General features: G+C 42.6%; 20 protein-coding genes. 10 read left to right on the top strand and 10 right to left on the bottom strand.

Translation table 11 applies throughout. The annotated features are described in order from the left end of the window. Positions 1–32: 32 nt before the first annotated feature. The 5 genes from ACR63T_RS12465 to hisIE form a co-directional block, all read right to left on the bottom strand. Complete coding sequence (locus ACR63T_RS12465; RefSeq protein WP_305899049.1) at positions 33–1,529, bottom strand: UvrD-helicase domain-containing protein; 1,497 nt, start codon at positions 1,527–1,529, stop codon at positions 33–35. 206 nt (positions 1,530–1,735) lie between these two features. Further along, positions 1,736–2,476, bottom strand: a complete 741-nt coding sequence (tatC, locus tag ACR63T_RS12460) for a twin-arginine translocase subunit TatC (protein ID WP_472785284.1) — start codon at positions 2,474–2,476, stop codon at positions 1,736–1,738. A gap of 110 nt (positions 2,477–2,586) precedes the next feature. After that, positions 2,587–3,300 carry a Sec-independent protein translocase protein TatB gene (gene tatB, locus ACR63T_RS12455; RefSeq protein WP_472784189.1) on the bottom strand — a complete coding sequence of 238 codons (714 nt, stop codon included), beginning with the start codon at positions 3,298–3,300 and terminating at the stop codon, positions 2,587–2,589. A 39-nt stretch (positions 3,301–3,339) separates the two neighbouring features. Next, complete coding sequence (gene tatA / locus ACR63T_RS12450) at positions 3,340–3,615, bottom strand: Sec-independent protein translocase subunit TatA (RefSeq protein WP_472784188.1); 276 nt, start codon at positions 3,613–3,615, stop codon at positions 3,340–3,342. A gap of 185 nt (positions 3,616–3,800) precedes the next feature. Beyond that, the gene (gene hisIE, locus ACR63T_RS12445) at positions 3,801–4,655 is read right to left on the bottom strand and encodes a bifunctional phosphoribosyl-AMP cyclohydrolase/phosphoribosyl-ATP diphosphatase HisIE (RefSeq protein ID WP_305899046.1); all 855 of its coding nucleotides are present in this window, start codon (positions 4,653–4,655) and stop codon (positions 3,801–3,803) included. A gap of 296 nt (positions 4,656–4,951) precedes the next feature. Between hisIE and rpmI the strand changes: the two genes are divergently transcribed. From rpmI to ACR63T_RS12410, 7 genes are all read left to right on the top strand, one after another. Then, positions 4,952–5,149, top strand: coding sequence for a 50S ribosomal protein L35 (gene rpmI, locus ACR63T_RS12440; RefSeq protein WP_201570393.1), 198 nt, complete (start codon positions 4,952–4,954; stop codon positions 5,147–5,149). A gap of 138 nt (positions 5,150–5,287) precedes the next feature. Then, the gene (gene rplT, locus ACR63T_RS12435) at positions 5,288–5,644 is read left to right on the top strand and encodes a 50S ribosomal protein L20 (protein WP_201570392.1); all 357 of its coding nucleotides are present in this window, start codon (positions 5,288–5,290) and stop codon (positions 5,642–5,644) included. 204 nt (positions 5,645–5,848) lie between these two features. Continuing rightward, positions 5,849–6,901, top strand: a complete 1,053-nt coding sequence (pheS, locus tag ACR63T_RS12430; RefSeq protein WP_472784187.1) for a phenylalanine--tRNA ligase subunit alpha — start codon at positions 5,849–5,851, stop codon at positions 6,899–6,901. 60 nt (positions 6,902–6,961) lie between these two features. Then, positions 6,962–9,385 (top strand): phenylalanine--tRNA ligase subunit beta, encoded by a 2,424-nt coding sequence (gene pheT, locus ACR63T_RS12425; RefSeq protein ID WP_472784186.1) that lies wholly within the window; start codon positions 6,962–6,964, stop codon positions 9,383–9,385. 254 nt (positions 9,386–9,639) lie between these two features. Then, positions 9,640–9,939, top strand: coding sequence for an integration host factor subunit alpha (locus ACR63T_RS12420; RefSeq protein WP_201570389.1), 300 nt, complete (start codon positions 9,640–9,642; stop codon positions 9,937–9,939). Positions 9,940–10,145: 206 nt separating this feature from the next. Then, positions 10,146–10,763 (top strand): hypothetical protein, encoded by a 618-nt coding sequence (locus ACR63T_RS12415; protein WP_472784185.1) that lies wholly within the window; start codon positions 10,146–10,148, stop codon positions 10,761–10,763. A 70-nt stretch (positions 10,764–10,833) separates the two neighbouring features. Then, positions 10,834–11,265 carry a BLUF domain-containing protein gene (locus ACR63T_RS12410; RefSeq protein ID WP_472784184.1) on the top strand — a complete coding sequence of 144 codons (432 nt, stop codon included), beginning with the start codon at positions 10,834–10,836 and terminating at the stop codon, positions 11,263–11,265. A 348-nt stretch (positions 11,266–11,613) separates the two neighbouring features. On the opposite strand, the gene ACR63T_RS12405 is transcribed toward ACR63T_RS12410, so the two are convergent. Beyond that, entirely contained in the window at positions 11,614–11,970 is a 357-nt protein-coding gene (locus ACR63T_RS12405; protein WP_305899042.1) for a hypothetical protein, read from the bottom strand. Positions 11,971–12,323: 353 nt separating this feature from the next. Between ACR63T_RS12405 and ypfJ the strand changes: the two genes are divergently transcribed. Continuing rightward, positions 12,324–13,211 (top strand): KPN_02809 family neutral zinc metallopeptidase, encoded by an 888-nt coding sequence (gene ypfJ / locus ACR63T_RS12400; RefSeq protein ID WP_305899041.1) that lies wholly within the window; start codon positions 12,324–12,326, stop codon positions 13,209–13,211. Between the two features lie 134 nt (positions 13,212–13,345). Here the strand turns inward: ypfJ and ACR63T_RS12395 are convergent, their stop codons facing one another. From ACR63T_RS12395 to trxA, 3 genes are all read right to left on the bottom strand, one after another. After that, positions 13,346–13,591, bottom strand: a complete 246-nt coding sequence (locus ACR63T_RS12395) for a hypothetical protein (protein WP_305899040.1) — start codon at positions 13,589–13,591, stop codon at positions 13,346–13,348. Between the two features lie 302 nt (positions 13,592–13,893). Next, the gene (gene rho, locus ACR63T_RS12390; protein ID WP_201570382.1) at positions 13,894–15,162 is read right to left on the bottom strand and encodes a transcription termination factor Rho; all 1,269 of its coding nucleotides are present in this window, start codon (positions 15,160–15,162) and stop codon (positions 13,894–13,896) included. A gap of 556 nt (positions 15,163–15,718) precedes the next feature. Next, positions 15,719–16,045 carry a thioredoxin gene (trxA, locus tag ACR63T_RS12385; protein ID WP_201570381.1) on the bottom strand — a complete coding sequence of 109 codons (327 nt, stop codon included), beginning with the start codon at positions 16,043–16,045 and terminating at the stop codon, positions 15,719–15,721. 283 nt (positions 16,046–16,328) lie between these two features. Here trxA and ACR63T_RS12380 point away from each other — a divergent pair, with 283 nt between their 5' ends. Continuing rightward, complete coding sequence (locus tag ACR63T_RS12380; protein WP_472784183.1) at positions 16,329–17,042, top strand: RluA family pseudouridine synthase; 714 nt, start codon at positions 16,329–16,331, stop codon at positions 17,040–17,042. Positions 17,043–17,232: 190 nt separating this feature from the next. After that, a complete protein-coding gene (locus tag ACR63T_RS12375; RefSeq protein WP_472784182.1) occupies positions 17,233–18,894 on the top strand; it encodes a flavin-containing monooxygenase in 1,662 nt (553 codons plus the stop codon). Positions 18,895–19,003: 109 nt separating this feature from the next. On the opposite strand, the gene ACR63T_RS12370 is transcribed toward ACR63T_RS12375, so the two are convergent. Next, a complete protein-coding gene (locus ACR63T_RS12370; protein WP_472784181.1) occupies positions 19,004–19,945 on the bottom strand; it encodes a D-2-hydroxyacid dehydrogenase in 942 nt (313 codons plus the stop codon). Between the last annotated feature and the right edge of the window lie 353 nt (positions 19,946–20,298).

The raw sequence follows: 20,298 nt of genomic DNA, 5'->3' as shown, positions 1-20,298 counted from the left end.
GGATCAGGAAAGGCTTTTATAAGCAGCTAAACCTAACTCCCATAAATAACCTTTTTACCCGTCTGCAATCCTGATATCAGCGGTTGAATATTAGCAATATCTAAGTTCACTTGTGCGCGGGTACAAGCCACATATAGCAAGCGCAATTCCTCAGGACTAATCTTAATACCGTTAGTTGTGACATCATAATAAAAGTCATCATCTAATTGCACTTTACCCCATTCCAGCCCTTTAGCTTTATGCGCGGTTGAGATGACATAGTCAGCATTTTCAATTTTGGTAAGGCTGTTTACGGCTTGGGTTAATACCTTGGTACCATGATCATCGACTAGCTTGACTAAAGTCTTAAGATCGCTACCCTCAGAGGTCTCAGAATACTCTTGTACATCTGACCAGTTATAAAAATAAGCCAGCTCAGGCACGCCATAAGCCGACTTACCATTTTTTAAATTTTCAGCCGCTTGACAGAACTTTAGCATCCGCTCGGTATCCGCTTGTAATGCCACACGATGGCCTAATTTTAGACCCGTTAATAATTGCGACATCGCCGCCGCATTGGTGCGACAGAGTATCGCGTCCTTTTTGCTATGAACCAATCCTTTTACCGTTGATGACTGTTTATTCGGATTGCCAATCAAGGGCACATCTTCTTGCAAGGCTTTTAATAAAGTATTAGCAACCTCAGCAATAGGATCACCAAAACGAAACGACTGGGTTAATAAAGTCTGCGGCAGTGGCAGCTTTTTCATCGCATTGACCGCACCGCGCCATTCATAAATCTGCTGATGCGCGTCGCCAACATAAATCACTTGTTTGGACTGTTGGGTTAAGATACCCATCATCAGTGGATCAGCATCCTGCGCTTCATCAAACAGAATAAAATCAGCGGGAATACTTGGCTTAGATAATGCCCACAATTTCAGATAAATATCATGACCGATACCCGCTGGATGACGCGCATCTATCGACTGTAGCCAGCGCTGCTCAACGGCAGGATAGAGCATCTCACGCAATTGCTCAGCATCTGACTCATCTAGCCATTTAGGAAAGTCGATATGTCTTGGCGCAGGATAGCTGGCATGGGTGCTACAAAAGTTACTCACCGCATCGCTGACAAAACGAGCCAGACGCGCTGGCGTCAAAGTAATATATTTATTAACGCCGTCCATTTGCCGCCGCACTTGCACGGGTCGCAAGCCCAAGTCATCGCCCAAGCGCTTCGGTGAAAATCGCGGTAATGATAGTTTGGCGGTGATATCGCGCGGTACATGGCGATAGGCCAAGGAGTGAAAGGTGCGACAATCCACATGACCTGGAAATTTTGAGCGCGCATCATTGGAAATAGCTTTATTAAAAGCTAAGTATAATCCGCGACCGCGCAGGCGCTCACCAATAAGCTTGAGTGTGGTCGTCTTACCTGCACCTGCATACGCCACCACCTTAAACGACTTGTGATCCATCGCCATATTGAGCGCAGCAAGCTGCTCATCGGTTGGACTACTCATATAAGCGGGCATGGATGCAGACATAAAAGCTACCTAAAAATTTTGAAACATATAAGAGTTAAAAGTATTAAGCATAAAAGCTATAGCGCTAAAAAAAGCCAAGGTATAAACAATGGCTGGTAAATATTAAATAAATTAAAAGTTATGAGTTTGTGAGCCTATTGTTTTTTAGTTCAGTATTTTCTCAGCCTAGTATAAAGGATATTAGCGGTTAATAACGTCTCAATTAATTACTCATCAGCTAAAACTGCACTGGTTTCTATCTTAGCTTTATCTTTGATTAGCAATTTTGCTAACAATAGACCCAGCTCAAATAGTAGCCACATAGGAAAGGCGAGCATCAACATCGATATCCCATCAGGCGGCGTCACAACCGCAGCGACACCAAAACAGCCGACAATGATATAACGGCGTTTATCCTCTAGGCTGTCAATGGAGACAATACCGACCAATATCAATAAAAAGGTCACTACTGGTATCTCAAAAGTCAGTCCAAACACCATAAATAGCTTGAGCGCAAAGCTCAAGTAGCTGTCGATATCGGTCATCGGCAAGACGTTTTGCGGGGCGAACATAATAAAGAACTTTAACACCCCTTTGAGGACAATAAAGTAGGCAAACGCAACCCCAGCATAAAACAACATTATCGAGGATAGCAGCACAGGTACGGCTATTTTCTTCTCTTTTTTATACAGGCCAGGCGCGACAAACGACCATATCTGATACAAAATATAAGGCATCGCCACAAATGCCGCGACAAATATAGTTAGGCGAATAGGCGCCATAAAGTTAGAAGTGATATCAGTGGCGATCATCGTGGAGTTAGCAGGTAATTGCGCTACTAATGGATTGGATAAAAAGTCATATAGCTCACGCGAAAAGCCTACTAATGCCAAAAATATAATTAATACCGCGATACATATTTTGACTAAATGTGCGCGTAGCTCAATCAAATGCTGAGTAATCGGCATATCACCTAGTGTATCTAACAGCTCTTTGGGTTGCTCACTAGGCGCTGAGCTTTCTGAGCTTTCTGACTTTTCTAGCTTTTGCTGGCGGCTTTTTTGGCGTTTAAATAGACTCATTTCTCAGCCTGCTGTGTCTCTAAAGTAGTCTTGCTACGAGTGCTATCGGCAGCATCACTAGTGTACAACAGTATATCCGCTTTATAGTTGGGTAAATAGGGCGCTGCTGGCAGACGACGTACTTGATCATAAGCGCCTAGTCGAAACCACATGTTCTCCCAAGGACGTGTCATTAGTGGTGGTTTATCGATAACGACAGTTTGGCCATTAATTTTATTTTCATTTTGATGGCTGTCTTTTGTAGCAGTTTGATCATTAGCTTGATTGTCAGCCTGATCATTTGCTTGACTGCCAGACAGTAACGACTCTGATGTCTTCTCTAGGTCATCAGGAGCATCGCTATCATAAGCATAGGAGAATTCTGCAGGCGAGTTTTGCTGCTCTTTATTCAGCGTAGTAAACTGATCCGCTTTAAGACTATCGTTTTGCGAGTTTTCAAAAGACTTGAGACTGCCACGCATTTGGGCCATCTCATTAGCCATATCGGATCGAGTCTTGCGAATACTGGCCAACTCATCTTGCATCTGCTGCCTAGTCTCGGCTAGATCCAATTCAGCTTCTATCTCAGACTGAATCGTCGTAACAGTACGACGCAATTTGGCATACCATTGCCCAGCAGTACGCGCTGCTTGTGGCAATTTCTCAGGGCCCAAGACAATCAAGGCAATAACACCGAATAAGAAAATCTCAGAAAAGCCAATATCAAACATAAGGGTTAAGCATCACTATTTATGACAGTCGCAAACAGCTTACACTCTGTGCTGATCATCAGTAGGCGCAGGGCTGATTTCGATATCATCAGTGGTATGAGCAGGCGTAGCGTGAGGGTCAGTAGGTATGCCAGCATCATGATCGAGGACACGGTGTTTTTTGGCGTGTTCAGTCTCCTCGTCTTTTACTGCTTCTTTAAAGCCTTTTACCGCGCCGCCCAGATCTTTGCCAGCATTTTTCAGTTTAGAGGTGCCAAAGACTACAACGACGACGACTAACAGAATTAACCAATGTGTAATGGAGAAACTACCCATAACGTTGTCCTTATTATCTTGATAAAACCAGTAACCAAAACTTCAGGTCAGTAGTCCTATATTATAACGCGTACTGACCATAAAAAGGCAAAAACAACGTTACAGTTGTTGGGTTGACTGAATCAATAGCTTAGATGATCGATTAACCCTAAGTAGTTTAATGGATTAATTAGACACTTTAATGATTAGCGAGCCGCTTTTTCATCAATACCTGAGAGACCAAAACGGCGTCCTAACTCATTCAATACTGCATCAGATTCGATATCGAACCAAGCTAAGCTCACTAGAGTATGAAACCAGACGTCCGCGACTTCATAGATAAGCTCATCACGCGCGGCATCATAGTCAGCTTTATCGGCTTGCTCATTGCTATGTGCAAAGTCCTTGGCGGCAATAATACTTTCCGTCGCTTCCTCGCCTACTTTTTCTAGGATTTTATTGAGACCTTTAGCATAGAGACTGGCCACATAAGAGCTATCGCTATCGGCTTGTTTGCGTTCAGCCAAAACGGTATCGAGCTGTTGAAGGACTGAGCGATTGATAAGCGCTTTGGTTTTATCATCTACCGTTTTATTATCTACAGATTGTCCAATAGTGCTTTTATTATCGTCGGCATCATCCTTACTACCATAAATGTCGCTGGGATCTTTTAAGACCGCATCAACCGTTTGCCATTTTGGCGTAGACCCTGATAGATCTAGGCGCTGATAAAAACAGGACTCACGACCCGTATGACAGGCGATACCACCTATTTGAGTCACGCTAAGCACGATCACATCAGCGTCGCAGTCTAAGCGAATATCATGAACTTGTTGTGTGTGTCCAGAGGTCTCTCCCTTATGCCAAAGCTTAGCTCGCGAGCGTGAATAATAAACAGCAGTCTGAGTCTGCGCGGTCAATTGTAGTGCCTCGGCATTCATCCATGCCATCATCAGAATGCGCCCTGACGCGTGATCTTGGGCAATGGCAGGAATTAAACCGTCTTGATTAAAAGTGATAGTAGTGAGCCAATCAGGAGTAGCGAGAATAGAGGAAGTCATAAAAATAATCTTATAAGAATTATGAAATAGGGGTGGTTTATATAACGATGATACTGTGAAAACCAACTGAAAGCGAGACCGGAGCAGCGCCTCATTAAACAAAACTAATACTAAATGTGCATATCGTTGGCGCAGGTATAAAATTCAAAACTAGCGGTGGCAAAATCACAACACTTCTGCTAAAATAGCGCCTCCCACCTCGAGGCAAATAGAGGTTTGGTAGTTATCGATATAATTACTAACTTAATCAACTATTTGACGACCAGGTTCTAACACAGAAAAAGAGGCAACTCATCATGAAAAATAAGATGAAAACTAGAAGCGGTGCAGCTAAACGCTTCAAAAAAACAGCAAATGGCTTCAAGCGTAAGCAAGCATTTAAGAGCCACATTTTGACCAAGAAATCAGCTAAGCGTATTCGCCAGTTGCGTGGTCTTAAGATGGTGGACAAGTCTGACGAAGCAGCAGTTCGTCGTATGTGCCCATACATCTAATTGACTAAAGTCACTTTTGGGCTATTATCATTTTTATCTAATATAAAAGTAGTAGTACAAAAGTTATCTGACTTTGCAATCTATCGCCTAACAGCAATTAATATCGCTTACTGTATTTAAAGAATCTTGGAGTAAATTATGGCCCGTGTAAAACGTGGTGTACAGGCAAATCGCCGTCACAAAAAAATCTTAAAACGCGCTAAAGGTTATTATGGTGCTCGCTCACGTGTTTATCGCGTAGCAGTACAGGCAGTTACTAAAGCTGGTCAATATGCTTATCGTGACCGTCGCAACAAAAAACGTACTTTCCGTCGTCTTTGGATTGCACGTATCAATGCTGGTGCACGCTTAAACGGTTTAAGCTATAGCCGCTTTATCAATGGCATGAAATTGGCTAACATCGATATCGATCGTCGCGTACTTGCTGACATCGCTATGCATGATGCAGCGACTTTCACTGCACTCGTTGAAAAAGCAAAAGCGGAACTGGCATAAATATTAATCTTTTTTGATGCTCCGTTGATGAGTGTTAAAGACGAGATTGATATTGATTAATACTCTACTATTAATAAAAGCTACCGCTAGTCGGTGGCTTTTTTTATAGTTATTGTTTGAATATTCAAATTATTTCTAAGTAGATAATTTGCCATATTCACTCAAATCCTCAATACGTTGTTTAAATCAGGAATAATGCGTCTTATGACTACCCCTGTTGCTACCGATTTGTCGGCATTACCGACTCTACCACTAGAGCTCAATGAGCTTAATGAATCTCAGCTAATCGAGTTTGCAAGTCAAGCCCAAATGCTTATCAATCAAGCAGATGATGTGCCCGCATTACAAGAGCTGCGTGTGCAGTTTACGGGTAAAAAGAGCCTATTAACGGGCTTCTCAAAGCAGATGGGTAAGCTTGGCGCTGACGACAAAAAGACTTATGGCGGCTGGTTGCACGGGGCCCGCACTAGTATCCAAGAAGCATTAACTGAGCAGCAGCAACAGTTAGAGACTCAAGCGCTAAACGCTAAGCTTGCCAGCGAGAGCATTGATATCACCTTGCCTGCACGCGGTAGTGCGAAAGGTCATTTGCATCCTGTCACTATGATCACTCAGCGTATGCAGCAGTTTTTTGTACAGGCGGGTTTTAACGTAGCGACAGGTCCTGAGGTTGAGAGCGACTATTATAATTTTGAAGCGCTAAATATTCCCTCGCATCATCCTGCGCGCGCGATGCACGATACTTTTTATTTTGATGCGCATTATCTACTACGTACGCACACCAGTCCTGTACAGATACGGACTATGGAGCAAAGCGCTCCGCCGATTCGCATTATCTGCCCAGGTCGCGTGTATCGTAATGATTCAGACCAGACTCATTCGCCAATGTTTCATCAGTTAGAAGGCTTGATGGTAACCGAGTCGAGCACCTTTGCTGAATTAAAAGGTTTGATTAGTGAGTTTCTAGAAGCGTTCTTCGCCAAAGAGTTGACCGTTCGTTTCCGTCCGTCTTTCTTCCCATTCACTGAGCCATCCGCTGAGGTTGATATCTTAGATGACAATGGTAAGTGGTTAGAGGTGATGGGTTGCGGCATGGTGCACCCACAAGTGCTAACCAACTGTGGTATTGACGCAGAAAAATATACAGGCTTTGCCTTTGGTATGGGTATTGAACGCTTTGCGATGCTGTATTACGGTATAGATGACTTGCGTTTATTCTTCCAAAACGACGTGCGTTTTTTAAAGCAGTTTGGCTAGATTTTCGTTTTTGATATTAATACGTCTACCTTTATTCTAAAATTCTGATCCGAGATACTTATGAAAATTAGCGAACAGTGGCTACGTCAATGGGTGAACCCTACTAATACCAGTGAGCAGTTGGCCGAACAATTAACGATGGCTGGACTAGAGATTGATGATCGTTATGCGGTTGCTCGTGCCTTTAACGGCGTTGTCGTCGGTGAAGTCATCAGCGTCGAGCAACACCCTGATGCTGATAAGCTGAGAGTAACGCAAGTGAATGTTGGAGGAGATGAGCTTCTTCAAATCGTTTGTGGTGCTCCAAATGTAGCGGTTGGTATGAAAGCGCCTGTCGCCACTATCGGTGCAGTATTGCCTACCAGCGATGGCAGTAATGGTAAAGCGGGTTTTCATATCAAAGCCAGCGAGCTGCGCGGCGTCGCCTCAAATGGTATGCTTTGCGGCGCCTCTGAGATTGACCTAGTAGACGATATTGATGGTCTATTAGCACTGCCTAGCGACGCTCCTGTTGGTACAGATATCCGCGAGTATTTAGGCTTAGATAACCAAATACTTGATATCTCAATCACCCCTAATCGTGGCGACTGCTTTAGCGTCCGTGGTATCGCGCGTGAGATTGCAGTCACCAATAGTATGACTATGCAACCGCCAGAGATTACTATGGCCAATGATGATGCCGCTAACAGTAGCTTTGCTACACCTACTGTCGTTATTGATGCTATAGAGCAATGCCCACGCTACTTATTGCAGGCTATTAGCGATATCGATCGTAGTATAGCTACCCCAAAATGGCTGGCGGATAGACTAGTGCAGTCGGGCCTACGTAGCCATAATTTTTTAGTCGATGTGACCAACTATGTGCTGATGGAATTGGGTCAGCCCTTGCATGCTTTTGATGCCGATACGATCAAAGGTAGCATAATAGTGCGTTTGGCTGAGTCTCAAGAGAGCCTTACCTTACTCAATGATCAGACTGTGACCTTATATGGTGATGAGCTGGTGATTGCTGATGATGAAGGGGTGTTAGCACTAGCAGGTATCATGGGTGGCAAACGCAGTAGTGTCACTGATAGCACGACTAATATTGTGCTTGAGAGCGCTTTTTTTAGTCCGCTTGCTATCGCCGCACGCGCGCGCCGCTTTGGTCTGCATACCGATGCCTCGCAGCGTTTTGAGCGTGGGGTTGACTTTGAGTTGCCAGCTTTAGCGCTAGCACGCGCTACTGATTTAATTACAACTATTGCAGCTGGTAAAGCTGGCAAAATTGTAACAGTTGAGCAACTCGATCAGTTGCCTGCGCGCAAGGCTATTATCTTACCTATTACCAAAGTAGCAGAGGTGCTAGGTATTGAGATTGCAGTAGATACTATGGTGCGTATCTTGACGCAATTAGGATTTGCAGTGGCGCAGCAAGATAATACGCTGATCTGCACGCCGCCATCGTATCGTTTTGATATGAGTATAAGCGAAGATCTAATCGAAGAGTTGGCGCGTATCTATGGCTATGACAATATACCTAGCGTGCTACCTCATCTACAAGTCAGCATGAACTATGACGATATGGCAGATTTGACCCATGAGATGAAATTGGCGTTAGTCGATATTGGTTATATGGAAGCGATTAGCTTTAGTTTTAGCGATGCTAAATTAGAAGCTATGATAGATGATGAAGCGTTAGGGGCAGTATTACCACTCGCTAATCCGATCTCCAGTGATCTAGCGGTGATGCGTCGTACGCTTTTATCAAGCTTGCTACCTTGTGTGCAATACAACCTTAATCGTCAGCAGTCTCGTATTCGATTCTTTGAGACGGGTTTAAGCTTTGTTGGGCAAAACATCAGCGAGTTAGTGCAGACGCCTAGTATCGCTCTGGTTGCTGTTGGCAATGTTTGGGATGAGCAAGCTTATCAAAACCGTGCTACCGACTTCTATGATCTAAAACACGATATTGAGCAGCTGCTACCAGTGCAGACAGATAGCGCTCGCATCTGCTATGAGCGTAGTGATTTAGACTTTTTACACCCAGGGCAGGGCGCGAAGCTCTACATAGATGATCATTATATTGGCTGGCTTGGGCAGCTACACCCTAATACCGCAAAGCAGCTGGATCTACCAGTGACTTGGGTAGCACAATTGGCCTTAGCACCATTATTGGCGTTGGCACGCGAACAGCAGCTGATTGCGACGCCGAGCAAATTCCCACAGGTTCGCCGTGATATCGCAATCTTAGTCAATAGTGATATTAGTGTGCAAGCCTTGCAAGCTACGATACGTAGCGTGGCAGGCGAACTACTAAAAGATATGTGGCTGTTTGATGTATATCAGGGCGACAAGGTACCAGAAGGCCAACGTTCATTAGCCTTTGCTTTGACGTGGCAGGACCCTACGCAAACTTTATCTGATGAATCAATCAAAGCCGCTACTGATAAAGTAGTGACAGCTTTAAACTCAAAACATAATGCACAATTGCGCGATAGCTAAAGTTGATTTTAGCAAATTTATCATTAGCTTTAGCGTTATAAAAGTCTTATCTGTTACAGGATAAAATCATAAAGGCGCTAAGTGATAACAGTAACTTGTTATTAATAAAAGGTTTTATTGCATCTTTTATTAAAAACTAGGCAAAAATCATTTATAATAGCCAAACTGTATTTAATAATACGCCAGCTTACTCACATAAATTAGTTATAGCAGATATTAGCCACACTATAGCAAAACAGCATAGGAGTCGTACTGTGAGCACTTTAACCAAATCCGATATGATCGAGCATTTGATGAGCCGTCTGAACATCACTCGTCAAGAAGGACGTTGCTTGGTAGAGAATTTTTTTGAGGAATTATCAGAGAGTTTAATCAAAGGTAAAGAGGTCAAGCTTTCGGGTTTTGGTAACTTTGAGCTCAAGGACAAAAACAGTCGTCCAGGTCGCAATCCTAAAACGGGCGAAGCGGTTGCAGTATCCGCTCGTCGCGTGGTTACTTTTAAGACAGGACAAAAATTCCGTCAAAAGGTAGACGAGCGTTTGCTTGATGAGTAGCTATTACTGCTAGTCTATAAGATTGCTATTATAAAAAAAGTAATAAAAACTAACGAGGTGTTAAGCTATATATTAAAGCTTAACGCCTCGTTTTTTATGAAGCTATCAAAACCTCTATGAAAAGTAGTTTCAATACTTTAGTATTAAAACTATGTTAGACAAATAGTTAAGAAGTATCGAACTAACTAGCCGAATTGGGTCCACAAATGAATAATAGCCAAGTATTTCAAAAAAGTGCTCTAGGACGTGAAAAGATCAAAAATAAAGAATTAGATATATTGCCACGTCAGGCTCGAACTTTGCTGTTTTTAATTGACGGGGAAAGTCACTATGACAGCTATCTTAAGTCTTTGGATAGCAGTGAGATATTTGCCGAGTCGGGCGGAGTAGCCGTACTTTTTGAGCTATTGCAAGATTTGCAATATATAGAGGTTGCGTCCAGTGATCAAGGTGAGCCTACAGAGACAAGCTTACTCGCAGCATCTGAAACAGCGACACTCTTAGAGGAGGATGCGCAACGCACGCAGAATATAGAAGCAAATGTAGCGGCAGGCTTTGAGACTGAGACAGAATCTAAAGAGTTAGCAGACGATGAAAAGCATTATTATGATAAAAATTTTAATGCCGGTTTTGAAAGTAAAAGAGCAGAGTTAGCTGCTTACATTGAGCAAAAAGCACCAGGTCAAGAAGCTTGGGTGTATATGCTCAGTTTAGAAAAATGCGATAATATTTTACAACTGCAAGCCTTAGTACAACATATGCAAAGCTCTGCTAATGATAATTTGGCTAATGGTATACAAAAGTTTTATGAGACCTTAAATTGATAGTTGGACTCTACCGTATTGGTATACTTAGATATACTATATAAAACAGCATTTATATAAGAGATAAAGCATGAGCCAAAATAATATCGATGCCCATATCTTAATAAGTATGACTTACGTCAGTCGCGCAAACTCCGATGTATCTGCCGAAGACTTTAATGAAATCCTCAAACAAGCTCAAGAAAATAATGCTGCCAATGGTATAACGGGCATGCTTACTTTCAATAAAGATTATTTTTTGCAGACTATTGAGGGGCCAAGAGCACAGATCAATAGATTGCTGTATGGACTGATTGCTGATCAGCGCCATTATGATTTACAGCTACTAGAAACCCGCGAGATAAAACATCGTGAATGGGCGAAATGGTCAATGAACTATGCCTCGCCAACCGAGCAAAATGCTGCCGTTTATCTCAAATATTCGACCACAGTCAATTTCAACCCGTACCTATTGAATGCTGAATCAGCAAATAATCTAATGCGTGAGTTGAGTTCGATATAGGTATTAGGGTCTGTTGAACATTCGATCATGGCACTGACAGAGACTATTTTTTAGGCGATTCTAGATTAAAAATATCTAGTTTAGCATTCTAATCGGATCTTTTTGATGACGAATCGACAAAAAAGAGTTCTGTCCTTGCAGGCTGATGCTAAAATCGCTTTATTCGTTGTAAAAATCTAGCCAAGGCATCTGCATTACCTGCGATTTTTACCTAGAATAGACCTATTTTAGCTATCAGCAGTGCTCATTTATGAATGTTCAACAGACCCTAGGCAGTACTCATGAATATCAGGCATAAAAAAAGAGAGCGTAAGCTCTCTTTTTTATAAAACTTTTATAAGTAGTAACTTATTGAGCAGGCTCAACAACTACAACTTCGTCAGCTGCGTTAGCGGCTTCAGTATTGCTAGCCATATCTACGCTAGTAGTAGTGCCGTCCATAGGAACTTCAGCATCCATCTCGTCAGTTGCAGTAGCAACTTGTGCGTCAGCAATATCAGCTTCAGCAGCCATAGCAGCTTCAGCAGCAGCAGGATCTACAGCTTCACCGTCAGCTGAGCCTTCAGCTAATTCTTCTTGCGCGTCTTGTACTTCTTCTTGTGCGTCAGATAAATCTTCAGCAGCGTTTTCAGTATTGCTATCACAAGCTGTTAAGCCCATAGAAGCAGCCATGATACCAGCAAGTGCAAGTAGTTTAATATCCATAATATTCTCCAAAAAATGAAATGATAAGTAGACATAACTAAAGGTTGAGCCTTCAATTTATTTTGAAGATCAACTACTCTTAGTCACAGCTACTCAGCTTGCACGCATTCTATATGTTTTTTATGAAAATGAAAAGACTTTATATTAAAAATTAACAGTATAAATGTAACTGAATTGTACTAACTGTAGATAGGTCGAAATTTATTACAGTTTTATCAACTAATATAAGTATAATCCAGTAAAATTAGTTAGTTATATAGCTAACTTGTACTTTGATTTATAAATTGAGAACTGATTTAAAATAGAGTTATAACTATACTCAACATATAGTAGCAACATTAGAGGGTAATATTATGAAATGGCAAGGTAGAAGGGGTAGCTCTAACGTTCGCACCAGTCGTGGTGGCGGTAAGATGATAGGTGGTGGTATCGGTGGCATTATCATTGCAGGCATTCTGTGGCTAGTATTTGGCATCAACCCGATGACAGCGCTACAGACAGGGCAAGTCGTTGCTGGTGGCGGTAGTAACACTTCCACTGAGCCTGCAACTAGCGATGATCGTGATACGCAGTTCGTAAAAGTAGTATTGGCTGATACCGAAGCGGTATGGGGTCAAATATTTCAAGAGGGTGGGCAGACTTATAAAGAGCCTGAACTGATCTTGTTTGATGGTCAAGTCAATTCAGCTTGTGGCAGTGCAACCTCTGCAACAGGACCCTTTTATTGTCCTGGTGATCAAACCGTTTATCTTGATACTTCCTTTTTTGTAGAGATGCGTCGCAACTTGGGCATTAGTGGTGATCAGCAAGGCTCAGGCGATCAAGAAAATAGCGGTAAAGCAGGGGATTTTGCGCAGGCTTATGTGATCTCGCACGAAGTCGGTCATCATGTACAGACTTTACTAGGTATTAGTCAGCAGGTGGCTGAAGCTAGTCGGCAAGTGACTCGTGCGCAAGCGAATAAGCTATCGGTATTGCAAGAGCTACAAGCAGATTGTTTTGCTGGGGTTTGGGCGAATCGTAATCAGGAGCGAGTGCAGTTCTTGGAAGCAGGGGATATCGATGAAGCTATTAATGCGGCAGGTCAAATCGGTGATGATCGTCTAGCGCAAGCGGGTGGCGGAGCAGTTGTGCCTGACAATTTCACTCATGGCACCAGTCAGCAACGGGTGCAGTGGTTTAGCCGAGGGCTTGATAGCGGTGATATTCAATCCTGTGATACGTTTAGTGGTGCGCTGTAGTTATCTTTACTGATACTCGATAAATAAGTTAGCGCTAGTTTTTTCGAGCTTAGCTGTCGTCTATACAATAAAAATCTTATAAAAAATAACCCCGCTATATTGATAGCGGGGTTATTTTTTATGAGGATTAAAGATTAGTTCTTGGTTTTGTCATAGATGTAACCACCAGCACCACCAATAGCAGCACCACCTAACGCGCCACGAGCGATATCTTTACTATCGCCACCACTTTTAATCAAAGCACCAGCAACAGCACCAGCAGTAGCTGCTTTAGTCGTATTACTTACGCCACTATTATAACCACCAGTAGAGTTACAACCCGTCATGATTAAAGCTGAGCTTGCAATGGTTGCCATTGCGATAGATTGAGCTAATTTCATATTATCACCTATAAGTTTTGTCAAATATTTAATTTAGAGTATCACATATTGAGCATGCGAGTATCTTCTTAGCGCTTATAGTAGCCTTTATATATGCATCTGGTCGTAGTAGAAACGCTAAGCTTTGCAAATAGACTGTTAACGATGTTTCCCTACTGTGACGTCAGTAGGGTATTCACTTATTCATCTTGTATTTGTATTGATAATACGCTAATTGATTCTATGGTGTCATAAAAATCGTTTTAATAAAAAAGACTGCAATAATGCAGTCTTAGATATAGGTTAAGTCAAGTGTAAAGGAATTAGTTCTGTGATTTGCGCTTCATTTGCTCAAAGAACTCATCATTCGTTTTCGCCTCTTTTAGACGATCCAACAAGAATTCAGTCGCTTGTACGCCATCCATCGGCTGCAATAGCTTGCGCAGGATCCAAACTTTGCGTAACTTGTCTTCACTGAGCAAACGCTCTTCGCGACGAGTACCTGATCGTTTGATATTGATCGCTGGAAAGACGCGCTTTTCTGCCAAATCACGCTCAAGAGTAATCTCTTGGTTACCAGTCCCCTTAAATTCTTCAAAGATTACACTATCCATTTTACTACCCGTGTCAATCAAAGCGCTGGCAATAATAGTCAGGCTGCCTCCTTCCTCGACATTACGTGCGGCACCAAAAAAGCGTTTTGGCCGCTCAAGCGCATTGGCGTCAAGACCACCTGTCAGTACTTTGCCTGATGATGGGATGACCGTGTTATAAGCACGAGCCAGACGAGTAATAGAGTCGAGCAAAATAACCACGTCTTGCTTATGCTCAACAAGACGTTTGGCCTTTTCAATGACCATTTCAGCGACTTGTACATGGCGCTGCGGCGGCTCATCAAACGTTGAAGCGACGACTTCACCACGAACGGTACGCACCATCTCAGTAACTTCTTCTGGGCGCTCATCAATCAAGAGCACGATCAAATAACACTCAGGGTTGTTGCGGGTAATGGCTTGAGCGATGGTCTGCAAGAGGACGGTCTTACCCGCTTTAGGCGGCGCAACAATGATCGAGCGCTGACCTTTACCGATAGGTGCGATTAAATCAATGATTCGACCGGTTAGATCTTCACTAGTACCGTTACCAGATTCAAGCTTAAGATGCTCAGTGGGAAATAATGGGGTCAAATTCTCAAAGATAAGCTTGTGACGCGAGCGATCTGGAGTATCAAAGTTGATCTCACCCACTTTGAGCAACGCAAAATAACGCTCAGAATCTTTTGGCGGGCGAATAGTGCCCGCGATGCTATCACCTGTCTTAAGACTAAAACGGCGAATCTGACTTGGGCTGACATAGATATCATCAGGACCTGCCAAATATGAGCCTTCAGATGAGCGCAAAAAGCCAAAGCCATCAGGGAGTACTTCTAATACGCCATCACCATAAATGGCTTCACCGTTACGGGCGTGAGTTTTTAGAATAGCAAATATGATGTCTTGCTTACGGCTACGCGCCATATTGTCAAGACCCATCTCTTTGGCAATGGTCAATAGCTCAGCGATTGATTTTTTCTTTAATTCAGTTAAATTCATAGATAAGTCGTTAGCAGGTGATCAGGCGCGAGAGGCCATTGAAAGCACAACCTATGACATTGTTTGGGACAACATTAGTATGATAATAGGAGGTGTGCACAAAGTTGATCTTTAGGTAGAACCAGATTTTATACATTGAGTCATTACTTGCACTATTAAAAAGAGCAAAGAAATGATGACGATAAGAAAGGCCACATAAAGGGATATGATAAGTATTTAATACTTATTATCGTAGTTATTTATTTATTCAGTAATGACGACTAGTTACAATATTTAGTAATGATAGCTAGTTACGGTATCTAATAATTATATTTGTATTCAATGATAATAAACACAAGGTAACCAGCGACAGGACGCTTATAACATATATTAGATTTTTCTTGAGACACGACTATACGGTTTTCAAGATAGCCTTGTCAATTATTTTTGCTAAAAAAATTGGATAATTGATTTTTTTAGCTCAAACGGTAGCAAAAAGCCGTTATCTGGATGAGATAACGGCTTTTTTTATTCTCGATCAGGTTAGTGTTGATCAAGTCTGATTAGTGCAAAACGCTTAGATATGTTTGTCTAATACTTTAGCCAGCTCAGACTTTGGTTGTAGACCCATAACAGAATCTACTTTTTCGCCGTTTTTGAAGACAAACAAAGTAGGAATGTTACGAATACCAAAACGGCTCGCCGCTTGTGGGTTGCTATCGACATCGACTTTGACGATTTTGACTTTACCTTCGTACTCGCTCGCTAAATCTTCTAAGATAGGCGCAATAGATTTACATGGGCCACACCACGTTGCCCAAAAATCAACCAAAACAGGAACATCTGCTTGCAAGACATCTTGATCAAAGTTGTCATCAGTAGTATTTACGATAAGATCTGACATAATTTTCTCTCTTTTTTATGATTTCTTTAATCCAGGCATTAATATTAAGCAGTTAAAGCCCGATTAAAGAAAATTAAGGATGAATAAAAATATGCCGTTATACTAGCATGCTTGGTAGTACATAGCTGGTTGAAATAGCTAACCATTACTATTAATACAATAAATCGACACTCAAATTAACATATCAAACAACACTTAACTTCCTCAAGTACTTATAGTTTACTGTTGAGTAAATTGTAAGTATTCAAACAACTTTAACTTGCCCTATATAAGTAGTAATTTTATGCTCTACAATGACGACACTACAACCGCTCTTAATCTACAAGAAGCTCAACAGGATGCTCGATTTTTTAGAGATTTTGCAGAGCAAGTGACTGTCTATGAAGATGATGATATTTGGCTGATTGATAAGCCAGCAGGTCTGCTTAGTGTCGATGGTAAGACGCTTAAAGTGAGCTTACTCGCTAGGCTTGAGCGCGTCAATCCACAGGTCAAATTGATTCATCGTTTGGATATGGATACCTCAGGGCTACTAATATTTGCCAAAAATGCTGCTGCGCAAACCCATATCAGTAAGCAATTTATTGAGCGCTTGCCGCAAAAAACTTATCAAGCGCGAGTATTCGGCGAGTGGGAAGCTGTCGGTGCAAGAGGTAAAATATCTATCCCTGTACGCTACGAGCCTACGACTAAACCGCGTCATGTGGTGGATCTCGACTGGCATAAAAATGCGCTGACTAAATATGAAATACTAGGTTTTGAGGACTGTGCGGGGCAAACGGTGACTAGGGTTGCGCTGCAGCCAGTGACGGGTCGTAGCCATCAGCTGCGGGTGCATATGGTGCATGCCGGTCATGTGATCATTGGTGACCCTATCTATGCTGAGGATGCCGCCTTGACTATCGCACCAAGACTGAACTTGCACGCGCAGCAATTGCGCCTTAAGCATCCTGTGCTTGGTGCTTGGATGGATTGGCAAAGTCCGTGTCCTTTTTGAATGAATAGGCGTTAAGTGGTTACAAACGCTAAAATTTTTGAATGGCTAAGCTTTTAAACGCTGCACTTTTATATTGTTAGGGGCATGACAAGGTAGCGGTGTACAGATGTGAACTATAGAGTCGAGTATTCTCAATAAACTACTAGCTTATTCATAATAAGATAGTGATAAGTTATACAAGGATAATATTATGCTCGATATTAGCACAGCCAAACAAGCTATTAAAAATGGCGTCAGTAGCCGATTTGCAAATAGTCAGTCGCCATCAACGGCGCGCGCAGATTATGAAGTGTTGGTTATTGGCGCAGGTGTCGCTGGCATCGGTATGGCCTGCCATTTACAACAAAGTAAGCAGCAAAGCTATTTTGGTAATAATCTTTTTGATCGTAAAAGTTCCACTAAACAAAAGCGCTATAGGCCAAAAAAACAGAATAGAAAGCAGTCCTTAACTCAGCGTTTTGTGGTATTAGAGAAACGCGCAGACCTAGGCGGTACTTGGGATTTATTTAATTATCCAGGGATTCGTTCAGACTCAGACGCGCTCACTTTTGGTTACAGCTTTCGCCCTTGGGTCAATGTCAGAATGCTCGCCAGCGGCAGCGACATCAAGAGTTATATCACCGATACTGCCCGCGAGTACAAGGTTATCCAGCACATTCGCTATCGTCATGAAGTCCAGCAATTGTCATGGTCAACTAGCCAACAGCTATGGACGGCGACCGTAAAAAATCATAATAGCGGCGAGATGTTTACTTTATCAGCAAACTTTGTGGTTGGCGCGACAGGCTATTATGATTACGAAGCAGGCTATCGACCGCACTTTGAAGGTGAAGAGGACTTTGCAGGGCAAATCGTGCATCCCCAGCTTTGGCAAGATGTAGATTATAACGATAAAAAGATGGTGATTATCGGCAGTGGCGCAACAGCGATGACTTTATTGCCAGCGCTAGTCGATAAAGATGCCGAGCAGTGCGCGCGCCATGTAACGATGCTACAACGTAGACCGACTTATGTCGCCAGCGTTGCAGGTGATGACGCTGCGCTGACATGGTTGTCTGCCAAATATTCACCATTATCTGAGCAGCAAGCTTATACTTTGCTACGCGTACGCAATATGCTTAGACAACAAGGCGTCTATCAATTAGCTGTACATGCGCCAAAGGTGATGCGTGGTCTACTCAAGCATTGGGCCAAACAAGATCTGAAGGGTAGCGGAGTGGATGTTAAGCACTTTTTACCCGATTATAATCCTTGGGATGAGCGCCTGTGCGCTATACCTGATAGTGACTTATTTCTAGCCTTGCATGGCGAGCGGGCAGAAGTAGTCACTGACCAGATCAGCCACTTTACCCAGACAGGTATTCAGCTGCACTCAGGTCAACACCTTGATGCTGATATTATCGTTACGGCAACGGGGCTGAAATTACAAATGCTGGGCGGAGCAAAGGTATATGTCGATGGGATAGCGACTACTATTGGCACACGTATGACTTACAAAGCGGTGTTGGTTGAGGGTATTCCTAATATGGCGGTTATCTTTGGTTATACCAATGCCTCATGGACGCTCAAAGTCGATCTGGCCTGTAGCTACTTGATAAGGCTATTGAATCATATGAAAAAGCATCGCTATTATACAGCTGTGCCGCAAGTTGAGATTGAGGGCGAAAATGTGCAGCGCCAAGCAGATACGATCATGGGTTCACTATCAGCAGGCTATATTAGCCGCGCTAAAGATGAGCTACCCAAGCAAGGCGACCGCTATCCATGGAAAGTCACTAGCAATTACTTAAGTGATCGTATCATACTCAAACATCGACGGATAAAGGACAAGTGGCTCAGCTTTAGTCGCTAGAAAAATACCATCAGTGCTATTGACACAATTTTTGCAGCCTCTGTACCGTTTGCGAAAAGCACACTAAAAGTCATGTCGATAGCACATTGCGATAACTGACTTTAATACGTTAGCTATTCTCAATAAACTCAGCCACTTGCTTGCTTAAAATATTCCATAAGGTTATTTGCGCACTTTCGCTGCCCCAAGCGTTATGCGGGCTAAATATCACCCGTGGATGCTTGCTAAGGCTGTGCAGCGGATCGTCAGCAGCGATTGGCTCTTGTTCAAAAACATCACTACCATAACCGATAATTTGCTCACTGTTGATGGCATCGGTTAGCGCTTGCGAATCAACGATACCGCCGCGTGCGACATTAATGATCAAGGGCTGCTTGTGCATTTTGGCAAGCGTTTCTTTATTAATTAAATGTTCAGTTTGCTCAGTTAATGGGCAATGCAAGCTAATGACATCTGAGCTCGCAAGCACTTCGTCGAATGCCGTATAGTCGCCGTTGCGCGGCTCGCGACCTTGGTGTTCCGCCCATAATACTGTCATGCCAAAAGCACGGGCAATGTCGGTGACGCGTTTACCGATAGTACCCACACCGATAATACCTAAGGTTTTATCCTCTAGATCTATCAGGGGTACATCGAGCAGACACCAGTTGCCATTGTCTTGCCATGAGCCGTCGATGACTTTGTTATGATAATAGACACCTGCACGCATCGCATTAAGCATGAGCATAAAGGTATGTTCAGGTACGCTCTTGACTGCATAGCCTGCAACATTTAATAGGGTGACATTATGGGTTTTGCAGGCATCTTGATCGACATTATTCATACCTGTAGCCGTTAGCTGGATGAGCTTCAGCTTGGGCAGCTTGGCAATCGCTGCTGCGCTGATCTTAACTTTATTAGTGATAATAATATCGGCATCACTACAGCGCTCGATGATAATCTCGTCGCTATGTTCAGTATCTTCATAAGTGACGTAATCAGTGATACCCGCTGGTACTGGTAAGTCTAAGTCTTGAGAAAATGTTCCTCTATCTAAAAATACAGCTTTCATGGTTATTCCTTAAATATTTATTTTCGGTAAACATCAGCTCATGCTATAAACAGTGTTGTGAGTTTTGTAGTCAATGTAGCATAAGAAGGCACGAACGAGAACCGCTGACTATTACACTTATCATTTAACAGCACTTATAATTCGATAGCACTTATAATTTGATAGCATTTAGACTTAATGGCGCTCAGAACTTGGTAAATAGATAGTCTCTTGAAAAGTGAGAATAACGCACTCATCTAACCGCTAACGTTATATAATGGTTCGGCTTTTGCGCTGATTAACTTTGCACTGATTGGTTTTGCGCTTACTAAACATAAATAGCCCAGACGTATCATTATTACGACTTATCTTCT

Source organism: Psychrobacter sp. M17(2026) (assembly GCF_055699815.1).
Note: the sequence above shows the minus strand (reverse complement) of the source record. Positions and strands in the feature narration are given on the sequence as shown.

Excerpts from the sequence above, each read along its gene's own strand:
- ACR63T_RS12465 (WP_305899049.1), bottom strand. The coding sequence starts at position 1,529 with ATGTCTGCATCCATGCCCGCTTATATGAGTAGTCCAACCGATGAGCAG.
- tatC (WP_472785284.1), bottom strand. The coding sequence starts at position 2,476 with ATGCCGATTACTCAGCATTTGATTGAGCTACGCGCACATTTAGTCAAA.
- tatB (WP_472784189.1), bottom strand. The coding sequence starts at position 3,300 with ATGTTTGATATTGGCTTTTCTGAGATTTTCTTATTCGGTGTTATTGCC.
- tatA (WP_472784188.1), bottom strand. The coding sequence starts at position 3,615 with ATGGGTAGTTTCTCCATTACACATTGGTTAATTCTGTTAGTCGTCGTC.
- hisIE (WP_305899046.1), bottom strand. The coding sequence starts at position 4,655 with ATGACTTCCTCTATTCTCGCTACTCCTGATTGGCTCACTACTATCACT.
- rpmI (WP_201570393.1), top strand. The coding sequence starts at position 4,952 with ATGAAAAATAAGATGAAAACTAGAAGCGGTGCAGCTAAACGCTTCAAA.
- rplT (WP_201570392.1), top strand. The coding sequence starts at position 5,288 with ATGGCCCGTGTAAAACGTGGTGTACAGGCAAATCGCCGTCACAAAAAA.
- pheS (WP_472784187.1), top strand. The coding sequence starts at position 5,849 with ATGACTACCCCTGTTGCTACCGATTTGTCGGCATTACCGACTCTACCA.
- pheT (WP_472784186.1), top strand. The coding sequence starts at position 6,962 with ATGAAAATTAGCGAACAGTGGCTACGTCAATGGGTGAACCCTACTAAT.
- ACR63T_RS12415 (WP_472784185.1), top strand. The coding sequence starts at position 10,146 with ATGAATAATAGCCAAGTATTTCAAAAAAGTGCTCTAGGACGTGAAAAG.
- ACR63T_RS12410 (WP_472784184.1), top strand. The coding sequence starts at position 10,834 with ATGAGCCAAAATAATATCGATGCCCATATCTTAATAAGTATGACTTAC.
- ACR63T_RS12405 (WP_305899042.1), bottom strand. The coding sequence starts at position 11,970 with ATGGATATTAAACTACTTGCACTTGCTGGTATCATGGCTGCTTCTATG.
- ypfJ (WP_305899041.1), top strand. The coding sequence starts at position 12,324 with ATGAAATGGCAAGGTAGAAGGGGTAGCTCTAACGTTCGCACCAGTCGT.
- ACR63T_RS12395 (WP_305899040.1), bottom strand. The coding sequence starts at position 13,591 with ATGAAATTAGCTCAATCTATCGCAATGGCAACCATTGCAAGCTCAGCT.
- rho (WP_201570382.1), bottom strand. The coding sequence starts at position 15,162 with ATGAATTTAACTGAATTAAAGAAAAAATCAATCGCTGAGCTATTGACC.
- trxA (WP_201570381.1), bottom strand. The coding sequence starts at position 16,045 with ATGTCAGATCTTATCGTAAATACTACTGATGACAACTTTGATCAAGAT.
- ACR63T_RS12380 (WP_472784183.1), top strand. The coding sequence starts at position 16,329 with ATGCTCTACAATGACGACACTACAACCGCTCTTAATCTACAAGAAGCT.
- ACR63T_RS12375 (WP_472784182.1), top strand. The coding sequence starts at position 17,233 with ATGCTCGATATTAGCACAGCCAAACAAGCTATTAAAAATGGCGTCAGT.
- ACR63T_RS12370 (WP_472784181.1), bottom strand. The coding sequence starts at position 19,945 with ATGAAAGCTGTATTTTTAGATAGAGGAACATTTTCTCAAGACTTAGAC.